The organism is Salipiger sp. ABN3_019 (assembly GCF_056158605.1).
On record NZ_JBSWTP010000009.1, the window covers coordinates 2,365,747 to 2,390,391 of the forward strand.

Here is a 24,645-nt window from a genome sequence, read left to right on the forward strand (position 1 = left end):
AGAAGGGCTGCCCGTTTTTCATGGGCGGATACCGGTCAGAGCCTTGAAGAGCCCTGCCCCGAGCCCCATAACTCTCTGAACACTCTCAAACACAAAAAGACGGACGTATGGACGCCCCTGCCACCGGAACACTCGACGCGGCCTTCTGGATGACCTCTGCCGCGATCCTGCTGCTCATCCTTTTCTCGGCCTTCTTCTCGGGCTCCGAGACCGCGCTCACCGCCGCCTCCCGCGGCAAGCTGCGCGCCGCCATGGACCGCGGCTCACGCGGGGCCGCTATGGCGCTGAAGATCACCGAAGACAACGAGCGGCTGATCGGCTCGGTGCTGCTGGGCAACAACCTCGTCAACATCCTCGCCACCTCGCTGGCGACCGCGCTGTTCACCCGGCTCTTGGGCGACGGCGGCGTTGCCATGGCGACGCTGATCATGACGCTGCTGGTGCTGATCTTCGCCGAGGTGCTGCCCAAGACCTATGCCATCACCAACCCCGAGACCGCCGCCGCCACCGTGGCGCCGCCGATCCGGCTGGTGATCCTGATCTTCTCGCCCGTGGTGGCCGCGATCCGTGCGCTGGTGCGACTGCTGCTCAAGCTCATCGGCGTGCAGACCGACCCCGACAGCCAGATCCTCGCCGTGCGCGAAGAGATCGCTGGCGCGCTGCAACTGGGCCACTCCGAGGGCGTGGTCGAGAAGGAAGACCGCGACCGTATCCTTGGCGCGCTCGATCTGGCGGAACGCACGGTCGAAGAGATCATGCTGCACCGTTCGGGCATCGAGAGCATCGACGCCGAGGCCGAGCCGCGGGACATCCTGCAGCAGTGCCTCGAAAGCAACCACACCCGCCTGCCGGTCTACCGCGGCGAGCCCGAGAACATCATCGGCATGGTCCACGCCAAGGACCTGCTGCGCGCCATGTACGACGTGATGGCCAAGGCGGGCGAGCGCGGGTTTGGCGCGCTCGACGACTTCCGCATCACCGAGGTGATGATGAAGCCCTACTTCGTGCCCGACACCACGACTCTGGCCGACCAGATGCGCAACTTCCTGCGCCGCCGCACGCACTTTGCGCTGGTGGTGGATGAATATGGCTCTCTTGAAGGTCTGATCACGCTTGAGGACATCCTCGAGGAGATCGTGGGCGAGATCGCCGACGAGCATGACCCCGACGCCGAGCATCAGGTCAGCGCGGGCGAGGATGGCTGGTATTGGCTCGACGGAGCGATGACCATCCGCGACCTCAACCGGGCCGCCGATTGGTCACTGCCCGACGACGAGGCGAACACCATCGCCGGGCTGGTGATTCATGAGGCGCAGATGATCCCGACCGTGGGTCAGCGTTTCAGCTTCCACGGCTTCCGCTTCGAAGTCATGGAGCGCGAAAACAACCGGATCACTCGGCTGCGGGTGCGGCCGGTGACGCCGCTGCCGGTGTAACAGGGGTCTCGGCGGCGGGATCGATGGGCAGCTCTGCCTCGAGCAGGTAGCCGCCCTCTTCCCGCCGTTCGACCACGGTGCCGCCAACTTGGCTCACCGCCGCCTCAAGCAGCCGCGCGCCAAGCGCGGTGGAGGCCAGAACGTCCAGCTTCGATCCCGGCTCGGGCCCGGTGCCATTGTCGCGGCAGGTAAACAGCAGGCGGTTCTCGCCGGTCTGCTCCGCCTCAAAACGGATCTCGGGATTGTTGGTGCCATCGCGGAAGGCGTATTTCATCGCGTTCGCGGCGAACTCATTGGCCACCACGCCGATCGACGCCGCGACCCGCGATTCCACCTCGATGCGCGGCACATCCACATGCACCTGCACCTCGGCCACCGCGTGGCGCTGCAGCAGCGTCGCCACCCGCGACAGATAGGTGTCGAGGCGCACAAAGTGCATCTTTGAGGTGAGATTGAGCTCCGCATGCAGTTGCGAGACCGAATCCACCCGGCGCGCGATGGCATCCAGCGCGTCGCGGGTCTCTGGCACGGTCGAGCGCGCGCGGTAAAGACGGATGGTCGAGGCCACCGTCTGCAGCGAGTTCTTCACCCGGTGGTCGATCTCTTCGCGCAGGATTTCCTTGTTGTGCAGCGCCCGCTGCAGATCGAGCTGCCGCATCACCTGCCCGGCCATCACCTTTAGCAATTGCCGCTGCTGGCTGGTGAGTTTGCGCGGTTTGTCGTCGAGCACGCAGAGCGTGCCGATGGTGTGGCCGCTACGGGTGACCAGCGGTGCCCCGGCATAGAACCGCATGGCCGAGATCGACCCGCAGCACAGCGGATTGTCGGCGCTGCGCAGGTCGAGCATCGTGTCCTCGATCTCGAGAATATCGTCACTCAGGATGGCATGGGCACAGATCGATTGCTCCAGCGGCGTCTGCCCCGGCTTCATGCCATAGCGCGCCTTGAACCATTGGCGGTTCTCATCGACGAGGCTGATCAGAGCCACGGGCACCTCAAGCAGCGACGCCAGCAGTTCGACCACCTCGTCAAACGCCGGATCGGGCGCGCTGTCGAGCACGCCGTAGCTGCGCAGCTCGGCCAGACGCTCGAGCTCATCATCCGATTTTCTTGCGAGAACCATTATCCGCCCTGACCTTCGAGCCTTCCCGGGACCATGCACCAATGCTTTTGTGCAGCCCGTGTCTAATTTCCGACATAGCAGCTTGCCTTGCCCCGCCAAGAGCAAAACTTTCAAGACACCGCTACAAAGGGTAAGAACGCAGCGGCAGGCGGTCAGTTTACTAAATTTTAGCAAACTTGTCGCACAACCTTTCTGTGTAAGGGCGGTGGATTGCGCTAATGTTAGGGCCACCGGCTGATCGCGCGGCACAGGGACCAGACCAAGGGGCATGACACCGCCGCGCGTCGCGCTCCGAAAGAACGGACCGCCCAATGTTCTGAACCCACGCCGAACGCGCGCGTAAGCTCGGCTTACATATTGGTATGTGGCGCGATCTGCCCTCGATCTGTGCTGATCAGGCCGCTCATTCCTGCGCTGCACCGTGTCGCACGCAAGGGCCGCCTCTGACGCGCCAGTTGCGCCGCCCGACCCAGTTGATGAAAGTCCGCCGGATTTCCGGCCTTTGCTGTATAAGGAGCCCCATGGGAGGAATTGCCGTATTGATTCCCGCCGCTGGCACAAGCAGCCGGATGCGCGGGGCCGACAAGCTGCTGAAGCATGTCGGGGGCCGGGCGCTGTTGCGCCGTCAGGCCGAAGAAGCGCTGCGCGCGGTCAACCACGTGACTGTCACACTGCCAGATCACGACCATCCGCGCGCCGCCGCCCTCGCCGGGCTGCCGGTGCAGCTTATTGCCGTGCCCGATGCGGATCAGGGCATGTCGGCCTCGCTGCGCCGCGGGGTTGGGATGCTGCCGCGGGGGATCGACGCTGTCATCGTGCTGCCCGCCGATATGCCGGACCTGCACGCCGAGGATATCGACAAACTGGTGCGGGGCTTTCGCGCCATGCCGCATCCGGCGCTGCAACAGGGCTGTACCGAGGATGGCACGCCGGGCCATCCGGTGCTGTTCCCTGCCGATTGCTTCTCGGCGATCCAGATGCTCTCGGGCGACGAAGGCGCGCGCAGCGTGCTGGCCACCAACCGCCACCGATTGCGCATGGTGCCCCTGCCCGGCCGCCGCGCGCTGACCGACCTCGACACGCCCGAGGCGTGGCAGGACTGGGAACGCGACCGCGCCGCCCTCGATCCCTGCTGAGCCGCGCACCGCCTGACGGTATGTCCTAGCCGTTGCGTTCAAGCCGGTGCCGAGGCATCGTCCGTCTGCCCAATGCGCAAGAAAAAACCCGAGGCGCTGACGCGCCCCGGGTCCTTGTCCGCTCCGGTGCCAAAAGGGTCACTGGCCCCAGAGCGAGCTGCATATTCCTTGTGGCAAAGCGCTCAGTTGGTGAGCAGTTGCGCCTCGTGCTTCTTCAGAGAGCGGCGCGCCGCGCCATAGGCCTTCAGCCCCTCTTCATGCTCAAGCTCGGGGAAGAGATCAAAGATCTCCTGCCGCTGCTCGTCGCCGATGCCCTTGAGCGTGTAGTCACCGGGCTGGAAGCTTTCGGTCCAAGCGCCGTTCGACAGCACTACCTCGTGCTGGTCGAACATGAAGTGGATATAGGCCACGCCCATGGTCTCCACCTCGTCCACGCCCTCGAGCCCGGTCAGATGCTTGGCGGCGGCGAGCACCTCACGCTCTTCGAAGTAGAGCGCGGTGCGGTCGTTGGCGACCAGCACACGGTGGTTCGGCGAGACCAGCAGGTCATGCTCGGGAAGGTTCTTGCCGAGCGCGCCCTTCTGGATCAGCACCGGGCGCAGATGCGGCTGGCGCGCCAGTTCGAAGCCGGTGAGTTCCTTGCGGCCAACCCAGCGAATTTCCTGAATGCCGTTGTCGCGGGTGATCACCCGGTCGCCGACCTGCAGGTCCTCGACCAGACGCTCGCCCTGCGGCGTGGCGATCAGCGTACCGGGGGTGAAGCAAGGCATCACCTCGACGGTCACATAAGCGGTGTCGGTGCCGCCATTGCCATCGTCCACCTCGTAGCTGAAGGCGTCATAGCCGGTGTAGCCCTCGTCGGCGGTGTAAGAGACGGTGCCATCTTCATTCAGCGTCGCGGTGCCGTTGCTGGCCTCGCCCAGAGCCGAGATGGTCAGCGCGTCGCCATCGGCGTCCGTGTCGTTCTCGGTGGGATCGAAGGTGACCGCGGCGGTCGCGGTGGCGCTGTAGAGGTCGTTGTTGGCCACCGGCGGGGTGTTGCCGCCCGCTTCCGGATCGGTCTCGATGCCGGTGTTGACGGTGATCGTGCCGGTATCGCTGCCGCCATTGCCGTCGTCGACGGTGTAGCTGAAGCTGTCGGCGCCGCTGTAATCGTCGTTCGGCGTGTAGGTGACGGTGCCATCTTCATTGAGCGTGACGGTGCCGTTCTCGGCCTCGCCCACTTCGGTGACGGTCAGATCGTCGCCATCCACATCGGTGTCATTCTCGGTGGGATCGAGGGTCACCGGCGTCTCGTAACCGGTGTTGACGGTATCATCCTCGGCGACCGGATCGTCGTTCACCGGGTAGACGGTGACGGCCACATTGCCCGTCGCGCTGTTTCCGGCGGGATCCTCGATGGTGTAGGTGATCTCGGCGTCGCCGTTGTAATCGGCGTCCGGGGTGAAGGTCAGCGTGCCGTCGCCGTTGATCACCACAGAGCCGTTGGTGGCGGTCGCCGAAGTCACGGTCAGCGTATCGCCATCGGGATCGCTGTCGTTGGACAGCACGTCGATGGTGACGGCCACGTCTTCGTCGGTTTCGGCGGCGTCATCCTCGGCCACGGGCACACCGTCGCCGTCGACATCGCAGGTCGAAAAGGACATGTCAGAGATCAGCACGCCTTGGGTCGAGTCGCCGCCGTTCTCGTAGATCACTTCGATGCGCGACACCGGGCCTGCGATGTTCACCATCAGCGTGCCGTCCTGGTCGGCGAAATCGGTCACCTCTTCGCCGGTGGCGGTGCTGCCGTCGACGCTGGTGCCGCTGCCGAGCGTGGTCAGTTCGACCTCGACGGCATTGCCCTCGGCGTCATAGGCGAGGATCGTCACATTGTCCTGAAAGCTGGTGCCATCCGGGGTTGCAGTGTCGTCGCCGACAAGATCGCCAAGGTCCGACCCCGCGCCGCCATCCACATCGTTGAGGATGAACGAGAGGTTCTGCACTTCGTCGGTGTAAAGCTCATCGGAGGAGCTGAAATCGAACACGGTGGTCGAGGTCGAGGAGACCGTGCCGCCATCGCCGCCTTCGCCGAACAGCTTGAGGTGCGAGGTGGCGCTGGTGGTCGAGCCTTCGGGCACATAGCCGTCGTAGGTCGCCGTGAAGGCCTGCGCGCCGAGGTCCTGCGCGGTGAAGGAAATCTCAACGTTTACACCGCCAGTATCGACGGTGGTGGAGCTGCCCCCGGATGCGGTGTCGCCAAGCGCGGTGCCATAATCCCCAAGCGCGGCCCAGTTCAAAAACAAATCAGCCATCGTTACGACCCTTTCAACTACAGAACGGGGCGGGCCCCGCGCCGCGAAGGCGGCAGCGACGCTCGCGCGCCGCAAACTCCGATCCGTCGTCTGGTCGTGATGCTGTGCCGGGCGGTGCAGTCCTGCGCGGCAGAAGCGCAGGGCAAAAGCTTTCCTAGAGGTGCCAAGGCAGTCCCGCGGCACCTTCCGTCACATCCTCACGGATGACTCTGAGATCGGTGGCCGCCCCCCGGCCTATCCTCGTCGCCCCCCAGTCGGGCTTGCGATTTATTTAGAGCCACTAGGCCCACGGACAAAGGCAAAAGTGGCGCTCGGGTGGCAAAATGCGACCATCGCAGGACGTGATCGCGCAATTATGAGCGTCTTAGCCGAAAATGTGGCGATCTATTGTTTCCAACTCCCAGAAGGGTCCGTGACATTTAAATTATACATTTCTGATACTTACCAAGGCGACCAGTCCACCACCCGCCATTTCGGCGACACTCCTGACCGCAGGGCGGAAACAATAGCGCCACGCCGCCGTTGCAGCCCTGCGCGCCATGGCGGCGCCCGATTTCCCAGGCCGCTGTTCCGCAAGTGGAACCAATGCCAGATTTTTCAATTAATTGACCAAAATTGCCCGCAGTCGCGCGCCGCATCCCCAAATCGCGAATACCAAATAAGACGCAAACTTGGCACTCACGCCCTGCCCACACCGCGGCCACTTTCGCCACATTCCCGCCACCTGCGGCCAGCGGCACCGCCCAGCCCTGCCTGTCGCGCATAAAAAAGCCCCCGGCGCACACGCCGAGGGCCCTATCTTGCGTCCGCGAGAGCGCGGCTCAGATCATCTCGATCGTGTAGCTTTCGATCACGGTGTTGGCGAGCAGCTTCTCGCACATCTCTTTCACCGTGTCCTCGCCGGTGCCATCGGCCAGATCGAGCTCGATCACCTTGCCCTGACGCACGCCGTCCACACCGTCGAAGCCGAGCCCGCCAAGCGCGTGGCGCACCGCCTCGCCCTGCGGGTCGAGCACGCCCTCTTTCAGCATCACATGCACACGTGCCTTCATGGCAATATCTCCGTTCGTCGCGAAAGGCCCGCGCCTTTCATTGTTCTTCAAATACGCAAAGCGCAACGCCGCCACGGGCGGTACGCTTTCAGTTGATCAGCTTGGGCTTAGCCGCGTGGGTCGCCTGCTTGGGCATCACGCCAAGACGCCGCGCCACTTCGGCATAAGCGTCGGTGAGCGAGCCGAGGTCACGGCGGAACACGTCCTTGTCGAGCTTCTGACCGCTTTCGATGTCCCAAAGGCGCATCGAGTTCGGGCGAGATCTCATCGGCGAGGATCAGGCGCTGATAGTCGCCCTCATAGACCCGGCCGATCTCGATCTTGAAGTCCACCAGACGAATGCCGACGCCATACATCAGACCCGACAGGTAGTCGTTCACCCGCAGCGCGAGGCTCAGGATATCATCCATGTCCTGCTGGCTGGCCCAGCCAAAGGCGGCGATATGCTCTTCGGTGACCAGCGGATCGCCCAGCTTGTCGTCCTTGTAGCAATATTCGACGATCGGGCGCGGCAGCGCGGTGCCCTCTTCGATGCCAAGGCGCTTGGACATCGAGCCGGCGGCGTAGTTGCGCACGATCACCTCGAGCGGCACGATCTCGCAGGCGCGGACCAGTTGCTCACGCATGTTCAGCCGCTTCAGGAAGTGCGTCGGCACTCCGATGCCGTTCAGACCGGTCATGAAGAACTCGGACAGGCGGTTGTTGAGCACGCCCTTGCCTTCGATCACGTCTTTCTTCTGCGCGTTGAAGGCGGTGGCATCATCCTTGAAGTACTGCACGATGGTGCCCGGTTCGGGGCCTTCGTAGAGGATCTTCGCCTTGCCTTCGTAAATCTTCTTGCGCCGTGCCATGGGAATCCTTTCGCCCGGGGCCGCGTATCGGCCGCTGCGTATCTTGCCGCTCTCATAAATCAAGGCTGCCCCTGCCGCAAGCGCGCTGCTTTGACTTGAGCCAGCGCAAAGCACGTTACAAACTGAATGCATTAAATAGAGGTCATGTAACGGAGGGGATTCCCATGACCACGTTTGACGACCGCGAACAGGCCTATGAAAACAAGTTCGCCCATGATGCTCATCTCAACTTCCGCGCCGAGGTCCGCTGCAACAAGATGCTCGGTCTCTGGGCCGCCGAACAACTGGGCAAGACCGGCAATGAGGCCGAAGCCTATGCCAGCGGCATCATCAAGGCCGACCTCGACGAGGCCAGCCATGACGAGGTGATCGCCAGCATCGCCAGCGACCTCGACGGCAAGGCCAGCGTCGCCGAAGTGACCGCCAAACGTGCCGAGTTTCTGGCCATCGCCCGCAAGGAAGTGCTCGAGGAAAGCTGACCGCTTCCTTTGGCGCGCCGCGTCCCCGCCCCGCAGCGGCCGGTCCGGCGCGCCGTCAGCGCGCGATCACAATATCGGCGCGCAGCCCGCCAAGCGCCTCGCTTTCACCAAGCCGCAGCACACCGCCGTGCGCGCGCGCGATATCTGCCGCGATGGCGAGCCCCAGACCGACGCCCGTGCCCTTGTCCTGATTGCGCGCTGGATCCAGCCGCGAGAAGGGCTTCATCGCCTCTTCGCGCCGCTCTGGCGGAATGCCCGGCCCGTCATCCTCGACCCGCAGCCGCAGCGAGCGGTCGGTCAGCGTCACCGACACTTCGCAGTGGCTGCCATAGCGCACCGCGTTGCCCACGAGGTTCTCGAGCGCCCGGCGCAGCGCCACGGGCCGCACGTTCACCTCGCCGCTGCCCTCGACCCGCCCCATGGAGACCGGCTTGCCGCCGCGCTGCGCGTCGGCGACCACCGAAGAGGCCAGCGCAACCGGGTCCACCGGCTCTGCCTCGCCCTCCTGCGAATTGCCCCGGGCGAACTCCAGAAAGGCGTCGATCAGCTTTTGCATGTCGTCGACGTCGCGCTCCAAGGGCTCGCGATCCTCGTCGTCCAGCATCGAAAGCCCCAGCCGCAGCCGGGTGATCGGCGTGCGCAGGTCGTGGCTGACCCCCGAAAGCATCATCGTGCGCTGCTCGATCTGCCGCTCGATCCGGTTGCGCATATCCAGAAAGGCGCTGCCCGCCGCCCGCACCTCGACCGCCCCGCCCGGCTGATAGGGCACATGGCGCCCGCGCCCAAAGGCTTCAGCCGCCTCGGCGAGCCGGGTGATCGGCCGCAACTGATTGCGCAGGTAGAAAAACGCGATGACCGTCATCAGCACGCCAAAGAACAGCATATTGACCAGCAGCTGATGCGGGTTCGACGCCGAGGCGCGCTGGCGCGAGAATTCGACGCGGTAGAGCGTTTCGTCGGCCTGCCGCAGATAAAGCTGCACATCATTGTCGTTGGGCAGCATCACCCGCTCTACTCCCTGCAATTGCCGCGCCAGAGTTTCGGCGACCACAATGCCGGAAAAGTCGTACCAGCGCCGCGCGTCAGCCTCCGGCAGCGCCGCGTCATCCACGATGCGCATGCTCAGCCCCAGCGGCGCCGCCGCCTCGGGCGCTTTCAAGGCATAGGCGATGTCGCGCGCCACGCCGCGGGTCATCTGCTGCGAGACCCCTTCGAAATGCCGCTGCACAAAGACAACCGACACCACCAGCTGAATGGTGAACACCGGCAGCACGAGGATCAGCGCCGCCCGTGCATAGATGCCGCGGGGCATATAGCGTTTGAGCCATTGGAAAAACATGGGATACCCCTAGCCTGAGGCGCGCCGCGCCCCCCTGCACATGAGGCGCAAGATGATCGATCCGCAGCCAGACTTCCAGCCCCGCCCCGGGTACGCCGAACCGCTCGGCCCCGGGCTGCGCCGGATTCTGGCCCCCAACCCCTCGCCGATGACCTATCGCGGCACCAACACCTATCTGCTGGGCACGCGCGCTCTGGCGGTGATCGACCCCGGTCCCGCCGATGAGGTGCACCTGCAGGCGATCCTCGCCGCTCTCGCGCCCGGCCAGCGCATCAGCCATATCCTCGTCACCCACGCGCATCTCGATCACTCCCCCCTCGCCCGTCCGCTGGCCGAGGCCACCGGCGCGCCGGTGCTCGCCTTCGGTGACGCCACCGCCGGACGCAGCCCCGAGATGCAGCTGCTGGCCGAAACCGGGCTCGCTGGCGGCGGCGAAGGCGTGGATGCGGGATTCACCCCCGATGAGCGGCTGGCGGACGGCGCACGGATCGCGGGAGACGGCTGGCAGATCGAGGCGCTGCACACGCCGGGCCATTTTGGCAATCACCTGAGCTTTGCCTGCGGCGACATCCTGTTCTCCGGCGATCTGGTCATGGGCTGGGCCAGTTCGCTGGTCTCTCCCCCCGATGGCGATCTTGGGGACTTCATGCGCTCGCTCGAAAAGCTGCGCGCCCGCGACTGGCGCTGCTTCCATCCCGGCCATGGCGCCCCGGTCGAGGCCCCGGCCGAGCGGCTGGATGCCCTCTATGCACACCGCCGCGCCCGTGAGGCCGCAATCCTCGAAGCGCTCGCCCGCGGCCCTGCCGATGCCGCCCAACTGGCCCGCCTGATCTACCACGACACAGACCCTGCTCTGCTGCCCGCCGCGACCCGCAATGTGCTGGCCCATCTGGTCGACCTCACCCAGCGTAAGGCTGTCATTCCGCAGGGGAAACTTGCAAAATCCTCTTCGTTTTCAGTGATTTGAAAGAAAAATGCAGCCTATCGCAGAAAAATGCAAAAAACCTCTGGACGCCCGGAGTCGGCATTGCTAGATACGCCCCACGTTCCGGCGTAGCTCAGCGGTAGAGCAGTTGACTGTTAATCAATTGGTCGTAGGTTCGATCCCTACCGCCGGAGCCAAAAATCTCGCAAGAGACTGATTTGGCAAAAGAACCACTCCCTCGGGAGTGGTTTTTGCGTTTCTGGTACACAAACCAGTACACAAAGTCGGGCACAGACCCGTGCACGGCCGCAACTCCGAGGATGCCCTGGAAGTTTTCGGAGGCAGCCGCGTGGCCGGAGTCGCACATACCCCCCACCTCGAAAAACGCCCCTCGGGCTATGCTTTCCGCCGCCGGATCGCGGCGAGGGCTGTTGAGATATCGAACCTTGATCAAAGTTCTGCGCTCTGCCTCTCGCTGCGAACCGACGTCCTCTCCGAAGCGAGACCCCTCGTTCGCGCCCTGACGGCGCTCACGGACCTGGGTTTCGCCATGATGACGGAGAGACGCATGGCCCACCTCGGCGCAGACAGCCTGACCCTGCTGACAGAACTGGCACGCTGCCAGATCGCCCTGCACGAGGAATCCCGCGCAATGGCCGACCCACGCTCGGAAGAGGCCGCCAATGCAGCTGCCGCGGCCGAGCGGGCCACTCAGGCGGTGCTGCGGCGCGCCCTCGCGCTCGGCGACCGCGAGCTCGCGCGAGATCCCCTTCGGGCCGTGGCTGCGGAACTCGGCATCGCCCTTGATGACAGCACCACCGAATGGCGCGCGCTCGCACATGAAGCCCTGAAGGTGCTGCTCGACGTCTCTTGTGAGCGGGAACGCCGGGAAATTGGACAGTATCGCGAGCCGACTCCAATCTTCCGCTCAGTCATGTCTGGGAGATCCGCTTCGGAAGCAGCCGTTCTTCCTGCGGCTCCCGCACCCACCCCAGTTCAGTCCCGGACCGTCCCGGCAGCTGTCGCATCGGCCGCGATCTCCATCGCAGTGCCGACCAAGCCGGCTGCAACCGCGCCGGCCGAAACCAAGGCAGCTGCCCCACTTCAAGCGCCGACCATCCTCCCGGCGGCGCAAGCCGACGCTCCAACAGGAGCGGCGGAAGCACCTGCGCCGACATCCGAGAGCACGACGCCGGTTGTCGCGGGCGACGATGACGACACCACGTTCCGGATCAAACTGCGTCCCCCGCTCCTGGAAAACATCAACCTCCGGGATCTCTCGCCCGAAACGCGGGAGGTCACCGCACGGATCGACCGCCATAAAGCAGGGCTCGAAACCACCACGCTGATCCCGACCCTGCGCGACAAGGCGCATAGCGCGCGCATGCAGCTGCTGCCGGAACTGGTGACCGAGGTCAGCCGCCTTGCCGCGCCTGCGCCACAGCCGGAACCCGTGACGCCGGGCCCCGGCCCCGGCATGCCGCCCTCACCCCCAGCCCCGCAACCGCCCGCGACCGTCGTGGCGGCGACACTCAAGGTCCACAAGCCTAAGCCGATCCTCTCGGATGAGGCTGATGTCGACCAATACCTGATCGAAGTGAAGAAGACCCTGCTGGCCGAGATCCAGGCAGGCAAGAAAGTGATCGTCTGATGGACACCAACGCGCTCAAGAAATTCGCCGCCGCCGCGCGCACGCTGCTGATCGATCAGGTCAGCGCCCGGCTTGAGCTGGTGCTGGCCGAGGGCGCGCCCGCGCGGCGCGAGCACCCCAAGGCGGTCAAGGACCTCGAAAACGCCATCGCGCGCGACAGCCGCCATCAGGTCATCGAACAGGTCGCCTACACCTGGTTCAACCGCTTCACCGCCCTGCGCTTTATGGATGCGAACGGCTACACGCAGGTGCGCACCGTCTCCCCCGCCGACAATGCCACCCGGCCCGAGATCCTGTCAGAGGCCATGGCGGGCAACCTGCCCGACGGTGCCCCCGCCGAAATCGCCGCGCTGCTCGATGGCCGCACGCCCAGCCATGACCCGCAATCCGAGGCCTATCGCCTGCTGCTCGTCCATGCCTGCAACCAGTGGCACGGCCCAATGCCCTTCCTTTTCGAGGAGCTGGACGACTACACCGAACTGCTGATGCCCGAGGATCTGCTCTCGCAGACCTCCATCCTCGCCCGCCTGCGCGAGGTGATGACCGAGGACGCCTGCCGCGATGTCGAGATCATCGGCTGGCTCTACCAGTTCTACATCTCGGAAAAGAAAGATCAGGTCTTCGCGGGCCTCAAGAAGAACGTCAAGATCACGGCCGAGAACATCCCCGCCGCGACGCAGCTCTTCACCCCGCACTGGATCGTCCGCTACCTGGTGGAAAACTCGTTGGGGCGGCTCTGGCTCCTGAACCGACCGGGCAGCCGCCTGGCGGAGCGGATGGACTATTACGTCGCGCCCGAAGAGCCCGAGACGGATTTCCTGCGCATCACACGCCCCGAAGAGATCCGCATCTGCGATCCGGCGGCGGGCTCGGGGCACATGCTGACCTATGCCTTCGACCTGCTCCACGCCATCTACGAGGAAGAGGGCTATGACGCGACCGAGATCCCCGCGCTGATCCTGACGCACAACCTGACAGGGGTGGAGATCGACGACCGCGCAGGCGCCCTGGCGGCCTTTGCGCTGATGATGAAGGCGGCGGACAAGCTCGGGCGGCGGCGGTTCCTGCGGATGGAGGCGAAGCCCGACATCTGCGTGTTGCAGGATGTGAGCTTTACCCCGGCCGAAATGCAGGACGTCGCCGCCGTGGTGGGCAAGGATCTGTTCACCGACGAGCTGCGCGAGACCCTGGGCCAGTTCGAGCAGGCCAAGAACTTCGGCTCGCTGATCGTGCCGAAGCTGCGCGACCCAGCCGAGACGCTGCGGGTGGTCGAGGCCCGGGATTTCGGCTCTGACCTGCTGCTGAAGGACGTGCAGGAGCGCGTCGTCGCCGTGCTGCGGATGGCCGAGGCGCTGTCGCCGAAGTATCATGTGGTGGTGGCCAACCCGCCATATGCAGGGCTTTCGGGCTTAAATGCGACGGCTCAGAAGTTTGGCAAGGAAAATTATCCAGATAGCAAAGCGGATCTTTTCGCTATGTTTATGGAACGAACGCTCACCCTCTGTAAGACCAAGTGCTTCATGGCAATGGTCAATATGCAGTCATGGATGTTTCTTGGTGCCTTCTCTGCATTGCGAGGCAAGCTCCTATCGAACAACAGCATCGTCTCCATGGCACACATTGGTGAGCGCGGATTTGATAGCATCGGTGGAGCTGTTGTATCGACCACTGCGTTCGTTTTTCAAAAGTCTGGCAATCTGCACGGCGAAGGACAATACATCCGCCTCATTGATGGAAAATCAGAGTCTGAAAAAAAAGCTATCTTCAAGTCAAGTATCGAGACGAGGGATGAGCATTTTCACCGGGCCAAGTCTGGCGACTTCATTAAAATCCCAGGTGACCCAATTTGTTATTGGGCCAGCGAAGCATCTCTGAGAACCTACAGTCAACTTGACAAGATCGACAGTCGCGCTGTGAAAGGCCTCGATAGCGGAGGAAATCTGGAGCTCTTTGCCAGACAGTGGTTTGAGGTTGAGCGACACAGTAGCTGCCACTCAGGCGACGCAATCGATGGAAAGAAGTGGTTTCCTCTCTCCAAGGGAGGACGCTTCCGCCGGTGGTATGGGAACAATGATTTTTTGATCAACTTCGGCGAAAATGGACGAGACCTCCGAGCAAACAATGCAAACTTACGCAGCGAAGAGCGATACTTCACTGAAGGGGCGACGTGGTCTGTAATTTCGACAGACGGCTTCGCTGTTAGAAAATTGCCAGAGAACTCGCTCTTCGACCAAGTGGGCTCGGCCATTCATTGCGCTTCGGATGACGCTTACGCGCTGCCGGATATCTTAGGCTCTCTCAATACGAAATTCGTGAGCGAGATTTCCATGCAAATCAGCCCGACAATCACCTTTACAACTGGTGACATCCGCAAGTTCCCAATCTGGAAGGTTGCCGATGATGGGGCGATAGTTGAAAATTGCGTCCGGCTCGGCAAATCCGACTGGGACGCCTTTGAAACCTCTTGGGATTTCACCACGCTCCCGCTGCTCTCGCCGGATCATCGCGGCGAGACGCTGGCGGAGAGCTATGCCACGCTGCGCGCCCACTGGCAGTCCATGACGGACGAGATGCAGGCCCTCGAGGAAGAGAACAACCGCATCTTCATCGACGCCTATGGCCTGCAAGACGAGCTGACCCCCGAGGTGCCGCTGGAAGAGATCACCCTCACCTGCAACCCCGCCTATCGCTATGGCGTAAAGGGCTCCGAGACCGACCGCGAAACCCGTCTGCGCGCCGACACCATGGCCGAGTTCCTCAGCTATGCCGTGGGCTGCATGTTCGGGCGTTACAGCCTCGACGCGCCGGGTCTGGTCCTCGCCAACCAGGGCGAGCGGCTGGAGGATTACCTCGCCCGCGTGCCCGAGCCCAGCTTCATGCCAGATGCGGATAACGTGATCCCCGTGCTCGACGGTGACTGGTTCGCCGATGACATCACCGAGCGCTTCCGCCTGTTCCTGCGCGTGACCTTTGGCGAGGCGCATTTCCGCGAGAACCTGCGCTATGTCGAGGAGTCCCTGGGCAAGGACATCCGCAAGTATTTCACCCGCGATTTCTACGCCGACCATGTGAAGCGGTATAAAAAGCGCCCGATCTACTGGATGTTCTCCAGCCCCAAGGGGACGTTCAACGCCTTGATCTACATGCACCGCTACCGCGCCGACACGGTGTCGGTGCTGCTGAACGACTACCTGCGCGAGTTCATCTCCAAGCTGATCGCCGAACGGGAGCGGCTGGAAAAGCTGTCCGATGATCCGACGGCGACGCAAGGCCAGCGGACCAAGGCGCTGAAGGAGGCGGGCGTCGTGGCGAAACAGATCGACGAGCTGAACGAGTGGGAGCGCGAGCTGATCTTCCCGCTGGCGCAGCAGAAGGTCGAGATCGACCTGGATGATGGGGTAAAGCACAACTACCCGCTGTTCGGCACGGCGCTGAAGAAGATAGTGGGACTGAGCTGATGTCGCCAACAACCTCCTGCACCTTTGGTGGCCAATATCACCCGCTTGAAACCGCAGCGCTTTCTTTGAGTAAAGATCGGAGTTTTTAATGAATGCTGTTCAGAGGTTCTTTCCTAAGATCATCAATGGCGCATCGCAGTTCATCATCCCTGTGTTCCAGCGCGATTACAGTTGGTCCGAGGAAAACTGTCGGCAGCTTTGGAAGGACCTGCTTGCCATTGCCGACGCCGGCCCGGATCGTGGCCATTTCATCGGATCGGTGGTCTATATCCAAACCGGCGATAGCTCTGCCGGCTTCACTCGTTGGTTGCTGATCGACGGACAGCAACGGGTTACGACCTTGACCCTCCTGCTGACGGCGCTGCGCGATCACATCCGGGAAACGGGATGGCAGGGCAGCGACGACGGCCCGACCGTGAAGCGGATCGACGCCTATTTTCTGCGTAATCTCCAAGAAGAAGGCGAACGCGAGATCAAGTTAAAGCTCCGACGCCATGATGACGCTACGCTGCAAGCCCTGATCAATGGACAGTCAGAACCTGCAAGTCCCTCGGCCCGGATACGCGATAACTATGACCTCTTCCGTGAATTGCTCGAAGATGCCGATCCGGAAACGGTCTACCGTGAACTCAATCGCCTTTTGCTGGTGGACGTCACGCTCGTCCTGCGGGTCGGCAAGCGGCGAGAAGAGGATATCGGCAAGGTCGAGGTGCAGATTGTTGTCACAGGGCGTAGCTTGATTTCATCAGGCCAGACGGCCGTTACGCTCTACCAAGTTCAGCCGGTGTCAGAAAAGCAGCAACAGCGCGTGCTGCGGGCGGGCATCTACGCCGAAGACGGCACGCTGATCTCGGACGAACACATGCTGACTTTTGACTACACCTCGGACAATACGCGCGAACGCGAGATGCCGATCCAGTTTCTGCTGTCACGCGCAGCCGATCGCTTCAATAACCAAGATGTCTTCCTCAAACTGCAAGAGCAGCGCGGCAAGACCAGCCATTTCGACGACTATACCAGCCACCGCTTCCATCTTCGTCGCGGCATGGATATCGATATTTTTTAAGGACAGGCCATGACGACGCTCGATGACAAGATCAATGACCATTTCGCAGGCTTTGTCGTGCGCAAGGATCTGGTGAAGGCGGTCAAGGGCAATGCCATCGTGCCGACCTATGTGCTGGAATATCTGCTGGGCCAGTATTGCGCGACCGATGACGAAGCCTCGATCAAAACCGGGATCGAGACGGTCAAGGAAATACTGCGTAAGCACTACGTCCACCGGAGCGAAGCCGGCCTCATCCAATCCACGATCAAGGAGAAGGGTCGCTACAAGGTCATCGACCAGATCTCGGTCTCGCTGAACGAAAAGACAGACAGCTACGAGGCGACTTTTGACAACCTTGGGATCAAGAAGGTCGCAGTCGATAGCGGAACGATCAAGGCCCACCCCAAGCTGTTGGTGACCGGCGTCTGGTGCATCGCAGATGTGCAATACGAATTCTCGGAAGATGCGCGCACTTCGCCCTGGATGCTGGAAACGATCAAGCCGATCCAGATCGCGCGGGTCGATTACGAGGGTTACAAGGAGGCGCGCGGGAAATTCACCAAGGATGAGTGGATCGACCTGCTGATGCAGTCAATCGGCTTCAATCCCGAGGCTTTCGGTCGCCGCAGCAAGCTGTTGCAGCTGATGCGCCTGATCCCCTTTGTTGAACGCAACTACAACATCATCGAACTGGGCCCAAAAGGCACTGGCAAGTCGCATATCTACTCGGAGTTCTCTCCCCATGGGCAGTTGATCTCCGGCGGCGAGGTCACCATCCCGAAGCTCTTCGTGAATAACTCCAATGGCCGTATTGGCTTGGTCGGCTACTGGGATGTCGTGGCCTTTGATGAATTCGCCGGGCGCGAGAAGACCGCCAACAAGGCGTTGGTCGACATCATGAAGAACTACATGGCCAACAAGACCTTTTCGCGTGGCGTCAATCCTATGGGGGCCGAGGCGAGCTTTGCCTTCGTTGGCAATACCGACCACAACGTCCCCTACATGCTGAAGAACTCGGACCTGTTCGAAGCCCTGCCGCCGCAGTTTCATGACAGCGCCTTTATTGACCGCCTCCACGCCTATCTGCCCGGCTGGGAGGTCGATGTGATCCGCGGTGAGATGTTCACGCGCGGCTACGGCTTCATCGTCGATTACCTGGCCGAGATCCTGCGCCATCTGCGCCAGGAGGATTTCTCGAACCGGCCAGATCAGCATTTCCGGATCAGCGAGAAGATTTCGACGCGGGATCGAGATGCCATCTACAAGACGATGTCCGGCCTGTTGAAGGTAATCTTCCCCGCCGGCGGCGAAAGCGCCGAGGACGTCGAAGAGCTGCTCCAACTGGCGTTGGAAAGCCGCAAACGGGTCAAGGATCAGCTGTTCCGCATCGATGCAACCTACCCGGAGGTCGATTTCTATTACCTTGGCAGCGATGGTCAAAAGCGGCGCGTGCAGACGGTGGAGGAGCAGGAGTTCCCGCAATTCTATCACCGCAGACCAGCCCGAGACCCGAAAGACCAGGAAGCGCCGGCTGAAGATGTCGATGTCATCGAGCGTGAAGAAGGTCGCGGTCTCGCCCCTCGGGCATCGCCCGAGAAACCCGCTTTTGAGGAAGGCCATCATGTGTTTGCCGAAAACCGCAAGGGTGTCAGCTACAATAAGCTCTTCGGCCCCTACCTTGATGGCGCGCGCAGGATCATTGTCACCGATCCTTATATCCGGAAACCCTATCAGATCCGGAACATGATGGAGCTTGTCGAGATGATCATCCAGCGCAAGGCGCCGGAGGATCAAGTTGCAGTGCATCTGGTAACCGCTCCCAACGAGGGCGAGGTCCAGTTGCAGAGAGAACTGCTGGAAAGCATCTCGGGCGCGATCATCGGCACCGGTGTAGAGTTCACCTGGGCCTTCGACACGTCCGGCTCCGCCCACGCCCGCGATATTGTCACAGACACCGGTTGGAAGATCGTGCTCGATCGCGGCCTCGACATCTTCCAGCCTCCCATGCGTCGAGAGGGTTTCAACCTCGGCGATCGATTGCAGGAACATAGGATGGCGAAGGGCTTCTATGTGACGTATGTGCGCCAGTAAGTATAGTGGCCCCTGTTCCAATTGTTCCGCTTGGACGATCAGGAGATAGGCTTCATGCCCCTTACTTACGGTCCCCGCGTTCGTACACGCTGGACGGGACTTCGATTATGGAAGGACGACTGCCCCGCGGCACGCGCCCGAGACGAAACCCTGCGCGCGACGCGATACTACGGGCGGGCATTCTGGAAATGTTGGACGGGATACCACGCCCAAAGCCGCATTGAGGCGAAGATGTGCTGCCTGAAATCCTTCGGCGAGCGCATCATGGCCGGAGACCCCGACCGACAGACCGCCGAACTCCACATCCGCATCGCCCTCATGAACCGCTTCAACGCCCTCGGCACCGCCGAGATCATCCGAGTGGCATGACGACTGCGGGCAAAGAGGCACTGACCCCTAAAGCGGGAGTTGTGCAACATGTATAACCGCCCCTTGCGCAAGAGCGTTTTGGGAGCAATTTGGCGCGGTGTCGGGTGCTGACATGTATCCGGCCTCGTGATGCGACCAGTGTCATGCCGCAGGCCCGCATGGTGTTCGAGGGTCGGAACCAAATCAACGCCGCGTGCTTGAGGGCACTCTGTTGCGCTCTGGTTTTCCGACCTTGTCTTGCGACCGTTGCGCCAAGCTGCTCTCAGCCCTCCTCCGCTCCGACGACCTCGCGACCGCTGACGGACTTTACGCCGCCATGGCCGGAGCCCGGTAGACCTCTCCGCTCTTCATCAACGCCCAGACGATCCGCGCCATCTTGTCGGCCAAGGCCACGCGCACCAGCATCGGCGGCTTGCGCTCCAGCATCCTTGCCAGCCAGGTGCCGGGGCGCGCTGACGCGTGGCAATGACGCTTGATGATGACACTGTTGGCGCCGATGATTAGCAAGCGACGCAGGGAGCGCTCGCCCATCTTCATCGTGGCGCCCAGCCGTTGCTTGCCGCCAGTCGAATGCTGCCTGGGCGTGAGGCCAAGCCATGCCGCGAAGTCTCGGCCCTTGCGGAACATGTCCGGTGGCGAGGCCAAAGTGGCGATGGCGGTGGCGATCAACGGTCCGATGCCGGGGATCGTCATCAGGCGCCGGGCGACAGCGCTCTCCCGGGCACGGCGGCCGATCTCCGCGTCCAGCGCCTCGATTTGCTCATCGAGCTGAGAAAGCGTTATAGTCAGGACCCTCAGGGAAGCCCGCGCCGTTGCGGGCAGTCCCGAGCTCTCGTCCGCGACAAGGGCAACCAGGCGCCGGGCATTTGTCGCACCCTGAGGCACGACCCAGCCGTACTCGGTGAGGTGTCCGCGGAGCGCGTTGATGGCCTGAGTTCGCTGCCGGACGAGCAATTCTCGGACGCGGAAGACGCTGCTCGCCGCTTGCGTTTCCTCACTCTTCACGGGCACGAAGCGCATATTCGGTCTCTGCGCGGCCTCGCAGATCGCCTCGGCGTCAGCCGCATCATTTTTTTGCCGCTTGATGAAGGGCTTCACATAGGCGGGCGGGATGAGCCTGACGTCGTGACCGAGCCTGGACAGTTCCCGTCCCCAGAAATGCGCGCCGCCACAAGCCTCCATCGCCACCAGGCAGGGCGGCAACTTCTCGAAGAACTCGATCACCTGAGCTCTTCTGAGCTTCTTGCGTAAGACAGCATTGCCTTTGCTGTCAGCACCGTGGACCTGGAACACATTCTTCGCCAGATCCAGTCCAACCGTGATAATCTCCGACATGACCGCCTCCCAATACGGATTGTTGCGATCCCACTTTGGCACATCGATGCCGCCGGGGGGCGGTTACAGCATCAACGCCGGGTCGCACTGGCCTTTTTGCTCTTGGCCCGCGGCATTGCCGAGATCAAGTTTGAACGCCGACGCCTTTCGAGGATCGTATCCGTGGGATTTCCCCCATTGGTCATTTCCCAGTGCCGATCCAGCGCGAAATAGGGGGAGTTAAGACTTGGATCGTCGAAAAACTCATGTCTGCCCCCAATATCGCAAAACAAATTTGCGTCGACCTTTCGCCACGGTGGAGCAGCGCGTGCCACCCGGTCATTCTCTGACTGGTTAGACAACTATTCCTGATGCACTTCAATCCGAAGCGCGGCGAAAACTGTCACCCATCTGGACCCAGTGTTGCATCCGCCTCACCTTGGACCGAACAACCTTCGGGAAAGCGGAGCGTCATGCTTGACGTCCAATCCGCGCTGTCCTCTTCTTGCACCTCTGTGCGAGATCAAGACACTCCACAAGGCCGATCGATCACAAACCACTCCGCTTAAAAAATCTTTCGAGACCACCTCACCCCCACATCGCAGCAAAAGCGAGATTGCAGATGGCTGGACTTCAAATCACGGTTTCGTCACGATTGCATCGAAAGGGTGACACTTTTCGATATGGATAACTGGAAAAAGAACTTGGATTTCGGCCTGATGCGCGCTCCGCAATTACATTCGAACCTGAAACCAGCAGTATCCCAACCAAGAACTTGCAGATGACAGATACGATAAGACCTTTGAACGCCTTACAGTACGTTTTCAAAAAACTGGATCTCGAGTTGCACCCCGGTGCGCCCTTGCATTCATACCGAATCTCCGATGCGCAATATTCGCACCTGCAGAACTTTATCTTGGATGCTGTGCAATACCGGCGTCTCGACAGTTGTGCGGCCGTATTCGCCCTCTGGGCCGCCGAACGGTTCCGGCGTGAATACGCCGGCGGCGGCTATACGTGGGAATTCCTGACCGAACCGCTGCGCCTGGGGAAGAACTACTCCGACCTGCACCACCTCACCCGACGCGGGCTCAGAGAGTTCGGGCGCACCATTCGCCAAAGCGATGAAGGGACGACCTTCTACCTGATGACGCTCGCGGCGGAAGGCGGCTTTCCCGAGGCACTGCTCGCCGCCCCGGATGGCCAGGCCCGGCGCGCCGTTCGCGGCATCCTGGCCGACATCGAAAAGATTGGAAGCGCGGCTCCGGTCGACGTCCTCGACCAGATCGTTGCCGACCGGGTCCGGGTTCTGAGCAAGGGGTTCCAGACCCGGGAATACCGCGACCTTCTCCGTGCCTTCTGCCTGGATATCATGGCCTTGCGCGCGAGAATCCCAGAAACGATCCCGGTCGAAGCGAGGCGGGACTGGCTCGACGCAAATGAACCGGGATGGCAGGCCGCGCTTCCGTTGCGGATCGAGTCAGCCGCCGCGCAGAGCCTTTTGAGCGATGTCGTGCGCGCTGAGAGCGGCAGTGGGACCGAGTCCCTGGCTAACCGCGTGTTGGTCCGGATCGGCGATGCGTGGATACCCAAGGTACGTATCGCGAAGGCCGCCGAAGTCCCCGAATGGCAATTGCAGGTCGGCGACACTCGGCTCCGCTCGGTCCGTATCCTGCCCGATACCGACTTGGCCGACTACGCGCCCGGCCTGGTGCTCTCGGCGGATCGCAGCCCGGAAACCAAGCTGTGGGAGGTCCAGCGAGACAGCGCCGAACGCCGTGCGGAATTCACCATGTCGCTCAATCGCCCGGTCACCTTCCGGCTCATGGCGGAGGGGGTGCAAGTCGGATCGCATACGCCTCCGGGTGGCGAGGCGATCGATCCCGATGACCTGCCAACGCTGTGGGCAGGTGACGGGGCCGAAGTCGACGGCGCGCCCCAAACCCTGCGACGCCTGGGATCGGGTGCGATCCGGACGCGGGCACCCCACGTGTGGGTCCTGCCGGGGAACGAGGGGGCCAAGTTCGACGGGCTTGAATTCGACACGGACGGCACGGTGAACGGCAACCCGCTGTACCGCGTCACAGGCCAGGGTCGGATCTTTGGATCGGGCTGGAGCATGAAGATCGCAACCGCCAGCGACGAGGAGGCCAGCGATCGCCTGATCGCCTACGGGCCCATGGTACCCGGGTTGCGCGACGCACAAAGCATGGGGTTTCACCAAGGTGTTCCGCAATTCCATGGCCACGGCGCAGATGGCATGATCCGTGCGCTTTCACCCAAGGATCTGCGCTGGCGTGCCACTGGACAAACGGGCTGGAAAAACGGCGTGCCACCCGAGGACGCCTGTCTCGGTCTCATACAGTTCTGTTGGCGCGATGCGGAAGGTGCCGCGCGCGCCTTCACCTCCTGCCGCGTCATGCCGAAAGCGGCACGCCTGGCCCTGTCAGAAGCTGGTCCCGGAAAGATTGACTTCCGCGTCACGGGAATGCCGAAGGGGAGCACGGTTTCATTGGGAGAAGGCTTGGCCGCCCGCGTGTCGGAAAACGGGTCCGCGGCCCTGCGGATGGTTGAAACCCTGGCAACGATGGGACGCGTCGCGGTACATCTCCGTCCGCCCGAAGGCGGAGGCCGCCCCTTTGATGCAAGCCTGCAACGCCCCGGTGACCAGGGATGGTTCGCAGATGGGAGGGACACGCTCCTGCAACGCGATATCGAACTCGACCTCGGCATGCTGTCCGGCTGGCGCGTGCTGGCCCCGACAGACCGCGAGGTGCACCTGCAGATCCGCCTGTTCGGGGACCATACACCCGAACACCCCGTGGTCCTGAAAGTCAGCAACGAAACCGCACTTGGTGCGCTGCTGCCCCGATTCCGGGGACTGCTGGCCATTGGCGGGCCCGACAGCCGCCTGCATCTCCGGGTCCTGGTGGGTCCGACGCCAAGCCCGCGCATCACCCTGCGTCGGCATCTGAGGGAAGGAGACTGGCAGGGCGACACCTTTGTTCTCAAGACGCACAGTGGCCGCACCTCCGCAGAAAATCTCCCCGCCAAGGTCGTCAACCTTAGCGCGCCGAGCCTTGTGCAGAGCCTCGACGCGTTGCCGATCGGAAAAGCCATCTTCGACCAATTGCCCGAGCATCCCGGCCCGTGGATGGTCTTTGCGCGCGATGACAGGGGCCTGGTCAGACCGCCAAGGCCACTGATCAAGCCGGTCGACACAGCGGATCCTGCTGCCCGCTTCTCTGACGCGTTTCTCGCCTGTTCCAATGCGCGGACCCGCGACGGCAGGCTCGGCGCTTTCGGCAGGGAACTCGGCGATCTTCTTTCCCCGATGCGGCAAGGCGACCTTGGGCTCTTTGAACAACAACTCGACGACCTCGGCGGCGACGAGACGCTGTGCAGCCTCAATTCCTTCGTGGCCCTGGATCGCGCCCCTGCGCTTGCCGCACTGCTCTTGTTGCGCGCGCCGAAGGAACAACTGTCGGCCCGCATCGACCTCGAGAGCATCAGCCCGTTTTCATGGACGACGCTCCCGTTGGACAGTTGGCAGCAGGCGATCGATGCACGCCTCAAGCAGCTCGAAGCGGTCATGGTTGCAGCCGGGCTGCCCCGGGAAACTGCCCTGACATACGCACATGAATCCGTTGCCACGAGCCTGCGCGCAATCCGCGACCGCCGCCCGGAACTCATCGGCCAATTGGTGCTGGCCGCCCTGGAAACCGGCATGTTCCAGGCCTTGCTCAAAGTCCTGACGTTCCCCAAAGCCCTGAACGATCCGGAAGCGGAACTGATGGCCGCTGCAGGATCCGCCGTGCGACGGCAGGATGGCACGCGCCATCCATTCCCCTTGCGATCCCCCTACGCACCGGAGGGTTTTGCCCGCTACAACGACGCCATGCGAGACCTGCTCGATGCGCCCCTGGTCGCGGCGGAACACGTGCTTGGCCTGCAACCGCAGCCGCCGATGCCAGCCGTCGCGATCGCGCTGCTGCACTATCGGCTGCAACACCCCGACTACTTCGAAGCCGCAATGCCTGCGGCGCTCGCCCTCCTCAAGACAAAGACTGCGTGACCAA

General features: G+C 62.5%; 14 protein-coding genes, 1 tRNA gene and 2 pseudogenes. 11 read left to right on the forward strand and 6 right to left on the reverse strand.

Going from position 1 to position 24,645, the window contains the following annotated elements; all coding sequences use genetic code 11:
- The first annotated feature begins 107 nt into the window (after positions 1 to 107).
- Complete coding sequence (locus ACXAD2_RS19665) at positions 108 to 1,436, forward strand: HlyC/CorC family transporter (RefSeq protein WP_475173397.1); 1,329 nt, start codon at positions 108 to 110, stop codon at positions 1,434 to 1,436.
- On the opposite strand, the gene ACXAD2_RS19670 is transcribed toward ACXAD2_RS19665, so the two are convergent.
- Positions 1,393 to 2,559, reverse strand: coding sequence for a histidine kinase dimerization/phosphoacceptor domain -containing protein (locus tag ACXAD2_RS19670; protein ID WP_475173399.1), 1,167 nt, complete (start codon positions 2,557 to 2,559; stop codon positions 1,393 to 1,395). The genes ACXAD2_RS19665 and ACXAD2_RS19670 overlap by 44 nt on opposite strands.
- Positions 2,560 to 3,080: 521 nt before the next feature.
- Here ACXAD2_RS19670 and ACXAD2_RS19675 point away from each other — a divergent pair.
- Positions 3,081 to 3,695 carry a nucleotidyltransferase family protein gene (locus ACXAD2_RS19675; protein ID WP_475173402.1) on the forward strand — a complete coding sequence of 205 codons (615 nt, stop codon included), beginning with the start codon at positions 3,081 to 3,083 and terminating at the stop codon, positions 3,693 to 3,695.
- Between the two features lie 182 nt (positions 3,696 to 3,877).
- Here the strand turns inward: ACXAD2_RS19675 and ACXAD2_RS19680 are convergent, their stop codons facing one another.
- The 3 genes and pseudogenes from ACXAD2_RS19680 to purC form a co-directional block, all read right to left on the reverse strand.
- Positions 3,878 to 5,989 carry an Ig-like domain-containing protein gene (locus ACXAD2_RS19680; RefSeq protein ID WP_475173404.1) on the reverse strand — a complete coding sequence of 704 codons (2,112 nt, stop codon included), beginning with the start codon at positions 5,987 to 5,989 and terminating at the stop codon, positions 3,878 to 3,880.
- 821 nt (positions 5,990 to 6,810) lie between these two features.
- Entirely contained in the window at positions 6,811 to 7,041 is a 231-nt protein-coding gene (gene purS, locus ACXAD2_RS19685) for a phosphoribosylformylglycinamidine synthase subunit PurS (protein ID WP_066100563.1), read from the reverse strand.
- An 88-nt stretch (positions 7,042 to 7,129) separates the two neighbouring features.
- Positions 7,130 to 7,892, reverse strand: a pseudogene (gene purC, locus ACXAD2_RS19690) (phosphoribosylaminoimidazolesuccinocarboxamide synthase).
- A gap of 164 nt (positions 7,893 to 8,056) precedes the next feature.
- Between purC and ACXAD2_RS19695 the strand changes: the two are divergent.
- The gene (locus ACXAD2_RS19695; protein ID WP_066100569.1) at positions 8,057 to 8,371 is read left to right on the forward strand and encodes a DUF1476 domain-containing protein; all 315 of its coding nucleotides are present in this window, start codon (positions 8,057 to 8,059) and stop codon (positions 8,369 to 8,371) included.
- Positions 8,372 to 8,426: 55 nt separating this feature from the next.
- Here ACXAD2_RS19695 and ACXAD2_RS19700 read toward each other — a convergent pair whose 3' ends face one another.
- Positions 8,427 to 9,710 carry an ATP-binding protein gene (locus ACXAD2_RS19700; RefSeq protein WP_475173409.1) on the reverse strand — a complete coding sequence of 428 codons (1,284 nt, stop codon included), beginning with the start codon at positions 9,708 to 9,710 and terminating at the stop codon, positions 8,427 to 8,429.
- A gap of 52 nt (positions 9,711 to 9,762) precedes the next feature.
- Between ACXAD2_RS19700 and ACXAD2_RS19705 the strand changes: the two genes are divergently transcribed.
- The 7 genes and pseudogenes from ACXAD2_RS19705 to ACXAD2_RS19735 all read left to right on the forward strand — a co-directional run.
- Positions 9,763 to 10,677 carry an MBL fold metallo-hydrolase gene (locus ACXAD2_RS19705; protein ID WP_475173411.1) on the forward strand — a complete coding sequence of 305 codons (915 nt, stop codon included), beginning with the start codon at positions 9,763 to 9,765 and terminating at the stop codon, positions 10,675 to 10,677.
- An 80-nt stretch (positions 10,678 to 10,757) separates the two neighbouring features.
- Positions 10,758 to 10,832: transfer RNA gene (locus ACXAD2_RS19710), tRNA-Asn, on the forward strand.
- Positions 10,833 to 11,203: 371 nt separating this feature from the next.
- The gene (locus ACXAD2_RS19715; protein WP_475173413.1) at positions 11,204 to 12,286 is read left to right on the forward strand and encodes a hypothetical protein; all 1,083 of its coding nucleotides are present in this window, start codon (positions 11,204 to 11,206) and stop codon (positions 12,284 to 12,286) included.
- The gene (pglX, locus tag ACXAD2_RS19720) at positions 12,286 to 15,744 is read left to right on the forward strand and encodes a BREX-1 system adenine-specific DNA-methyltransferase PglX (protein ID WP_475173415.1); all 3,459 of its coding nucleotides are present in this window, start codon (positions 12,286 to 12,288) and stop codon (positions 15,742 to 15,744) included. The genes ACXAD2_RS19715 and pglX overlap by 1 nt, the downstream gene beginning before the upstream one ends.
- Before the next feature lie 88 nt (positions 15,745 to 15,832).
- Positions 15,833 to 16,810: a DUF262 domain-containing protein gene (locus ACXAD2_RS19725; protein ID WP_475173418.1), complete on the forward strand. Its 978-nt coding sequence runs from the start codon at positions 15,833 to 15,835 to the stop codon at positions 16,808 to 16,810.
- A 9-nt stretch (positions 16,811 to 16,819) separates the two neighbouring features.
- Positions 16,820 to 18,883, forward strand: coding sequence for a BREX system Lon protease-like protein BrxL (brxL, locus tag ACXAD2_RS19730; protein WP_475173420.1), 2,064 nt, complete (start codon positions 16,820 to 16,822; stop codon positions 18,881 to 18,883).
- Between the two features lie 102 nt (positions 18,884 to 18,985).
- Positions 18,986 to 19,252, forward strand: a pseudogene (locus ACXAD2_RS19735) (IS5/IS1182 family transposase); the annotation flags it as partial.
- A 306-nt stretch (positions 19,253 to 19,558) separates the two neighbouring features.
- On the opposite strand, the gene ACXAD2_RS19740 reads toward ACXAD2_RS19735, so the two are convergent.
- Entirely contained in the window at positions 19,559 to 20,587 is a 1,029-nt protein-coding gene (locus tag ACXAD2_RS19740; protein WP_475173424.1) for an IS110 family RNA-guided transposase, read from the reverse strand.
- A gap of 760 nt (positions 20,588 to 21,347) precedes the next feature.
- Between ACXAD2_RS19740 and ACXAD2_RS19745 the strand changes: the two genes are divergently transcribed.
- Positions 21,348 to 24,641, forward strand: coding sequence for an STY4851/ECs_5259 family protein (locus tag ACXAD2_RS19745; RefSeq protein WP_475173426.1), 3,294 nt, complete (start codon positions 21,348 to 21,350; stop codon positions 24,639 to 24,641).
- The last annotated feature ends 4 nt before the right edge of the window (positions 24,642 to 24,645 follow it).

Coding starts and splice junctions, on each gene's coding strand:
- ACXAD2_RS19665 (WP_475173397.1), top strand. CDS start 108: ATGGACGCCCCTGCCACCGGAACACTCGACGCGGCCTTCTGGATGACC.
- ACXAD2_RS19670 (WP_475173399.1), bottom strand. CDS start 2,559: ATGGTTCTCGCAAGAAAATCGGATGATGAGCTCGAGCGTCTGGCCGAG.
- ACXAD2_RS19675 (WP_475173402.1), top strand. CDS start 3,081: ATGGGAGGAATTGCCGTATTGATTCCCGCCGCTGGCACAAGCAGCCGG.
- ACXAD2_RS19680 (WP_475173404.1), bottom strand. CDS start 5,989: ATGGCTGATTTGTTTTTGAACTGGGCCGCGCTTGGGGATTATGGCACC.
- purS (WP_066100563.1), bottom strand. CDS start 7,041: ATGAAGGCACGTGTGCATGTGATGCTGAAAGAGGGCGTGCTCGACCCG.
- ACXAD2_RS19695 (WP_066100569.1), top strand. CDS start 8,057: ATGACCACGTTTGACGACCGCGAACAGGCCTATGAAAACAAGTTCGCC.
- ACXAD2_RS19700 (WP_475173409.1), bottom strand. CDS start 9,710: ATGTTTTTCCAATGGCTCAAACGCTATATGCCCCGCGGCATCTATGCA.
- ACXAD2_RS19705 (WP_475173411.1), top strand. CDS start 9,763: ATGATCGATCCGCAGCCAGACTTCCAGCCCCGCCCCGGGTACGCCGAA.
- ACXAD2_RS19715 (WP_475173413.1), top strand. CDS start 11,204: ATGGCCCACCTCGGCGCAGACAGCCTGACCCTGCTGACAGAACTGGCA.
- pglX (WP_475173415.1), top strand. CDS start 12,286: ATGGACACCAACGCGCTCAAGAAATTCGCCGCCGCCGCGCGCACGCTG.
- ACXAD2_RS19725 (WP_475173418.1), top strand. CDS start 15,833: ATGAATGCTGTTCAGAGGTTCTTTCCTAAGATCATCAATGGCGCATCG.
- brxL (WP_475173420.1), top strand. CDS start 16,820: ATGACGACGCTCGATGACAAGATCAATGACCATTTCGCAGGCTTTGTC.
- ACXAD2_RS19740 (WP_475173424.1), bottom strand. CDS start 20,587: ATGTCGGAGATTATCACGGTTGGACTGGATCTGGCGAAGAATGTGTTC.
- ACXAD2_RS19745 (WP_475173426.1), top strand. CDS start 21,348: ATGACAGATACGATAAGACCTTTGAACGCCTTACAGTACGTTTTCAAA.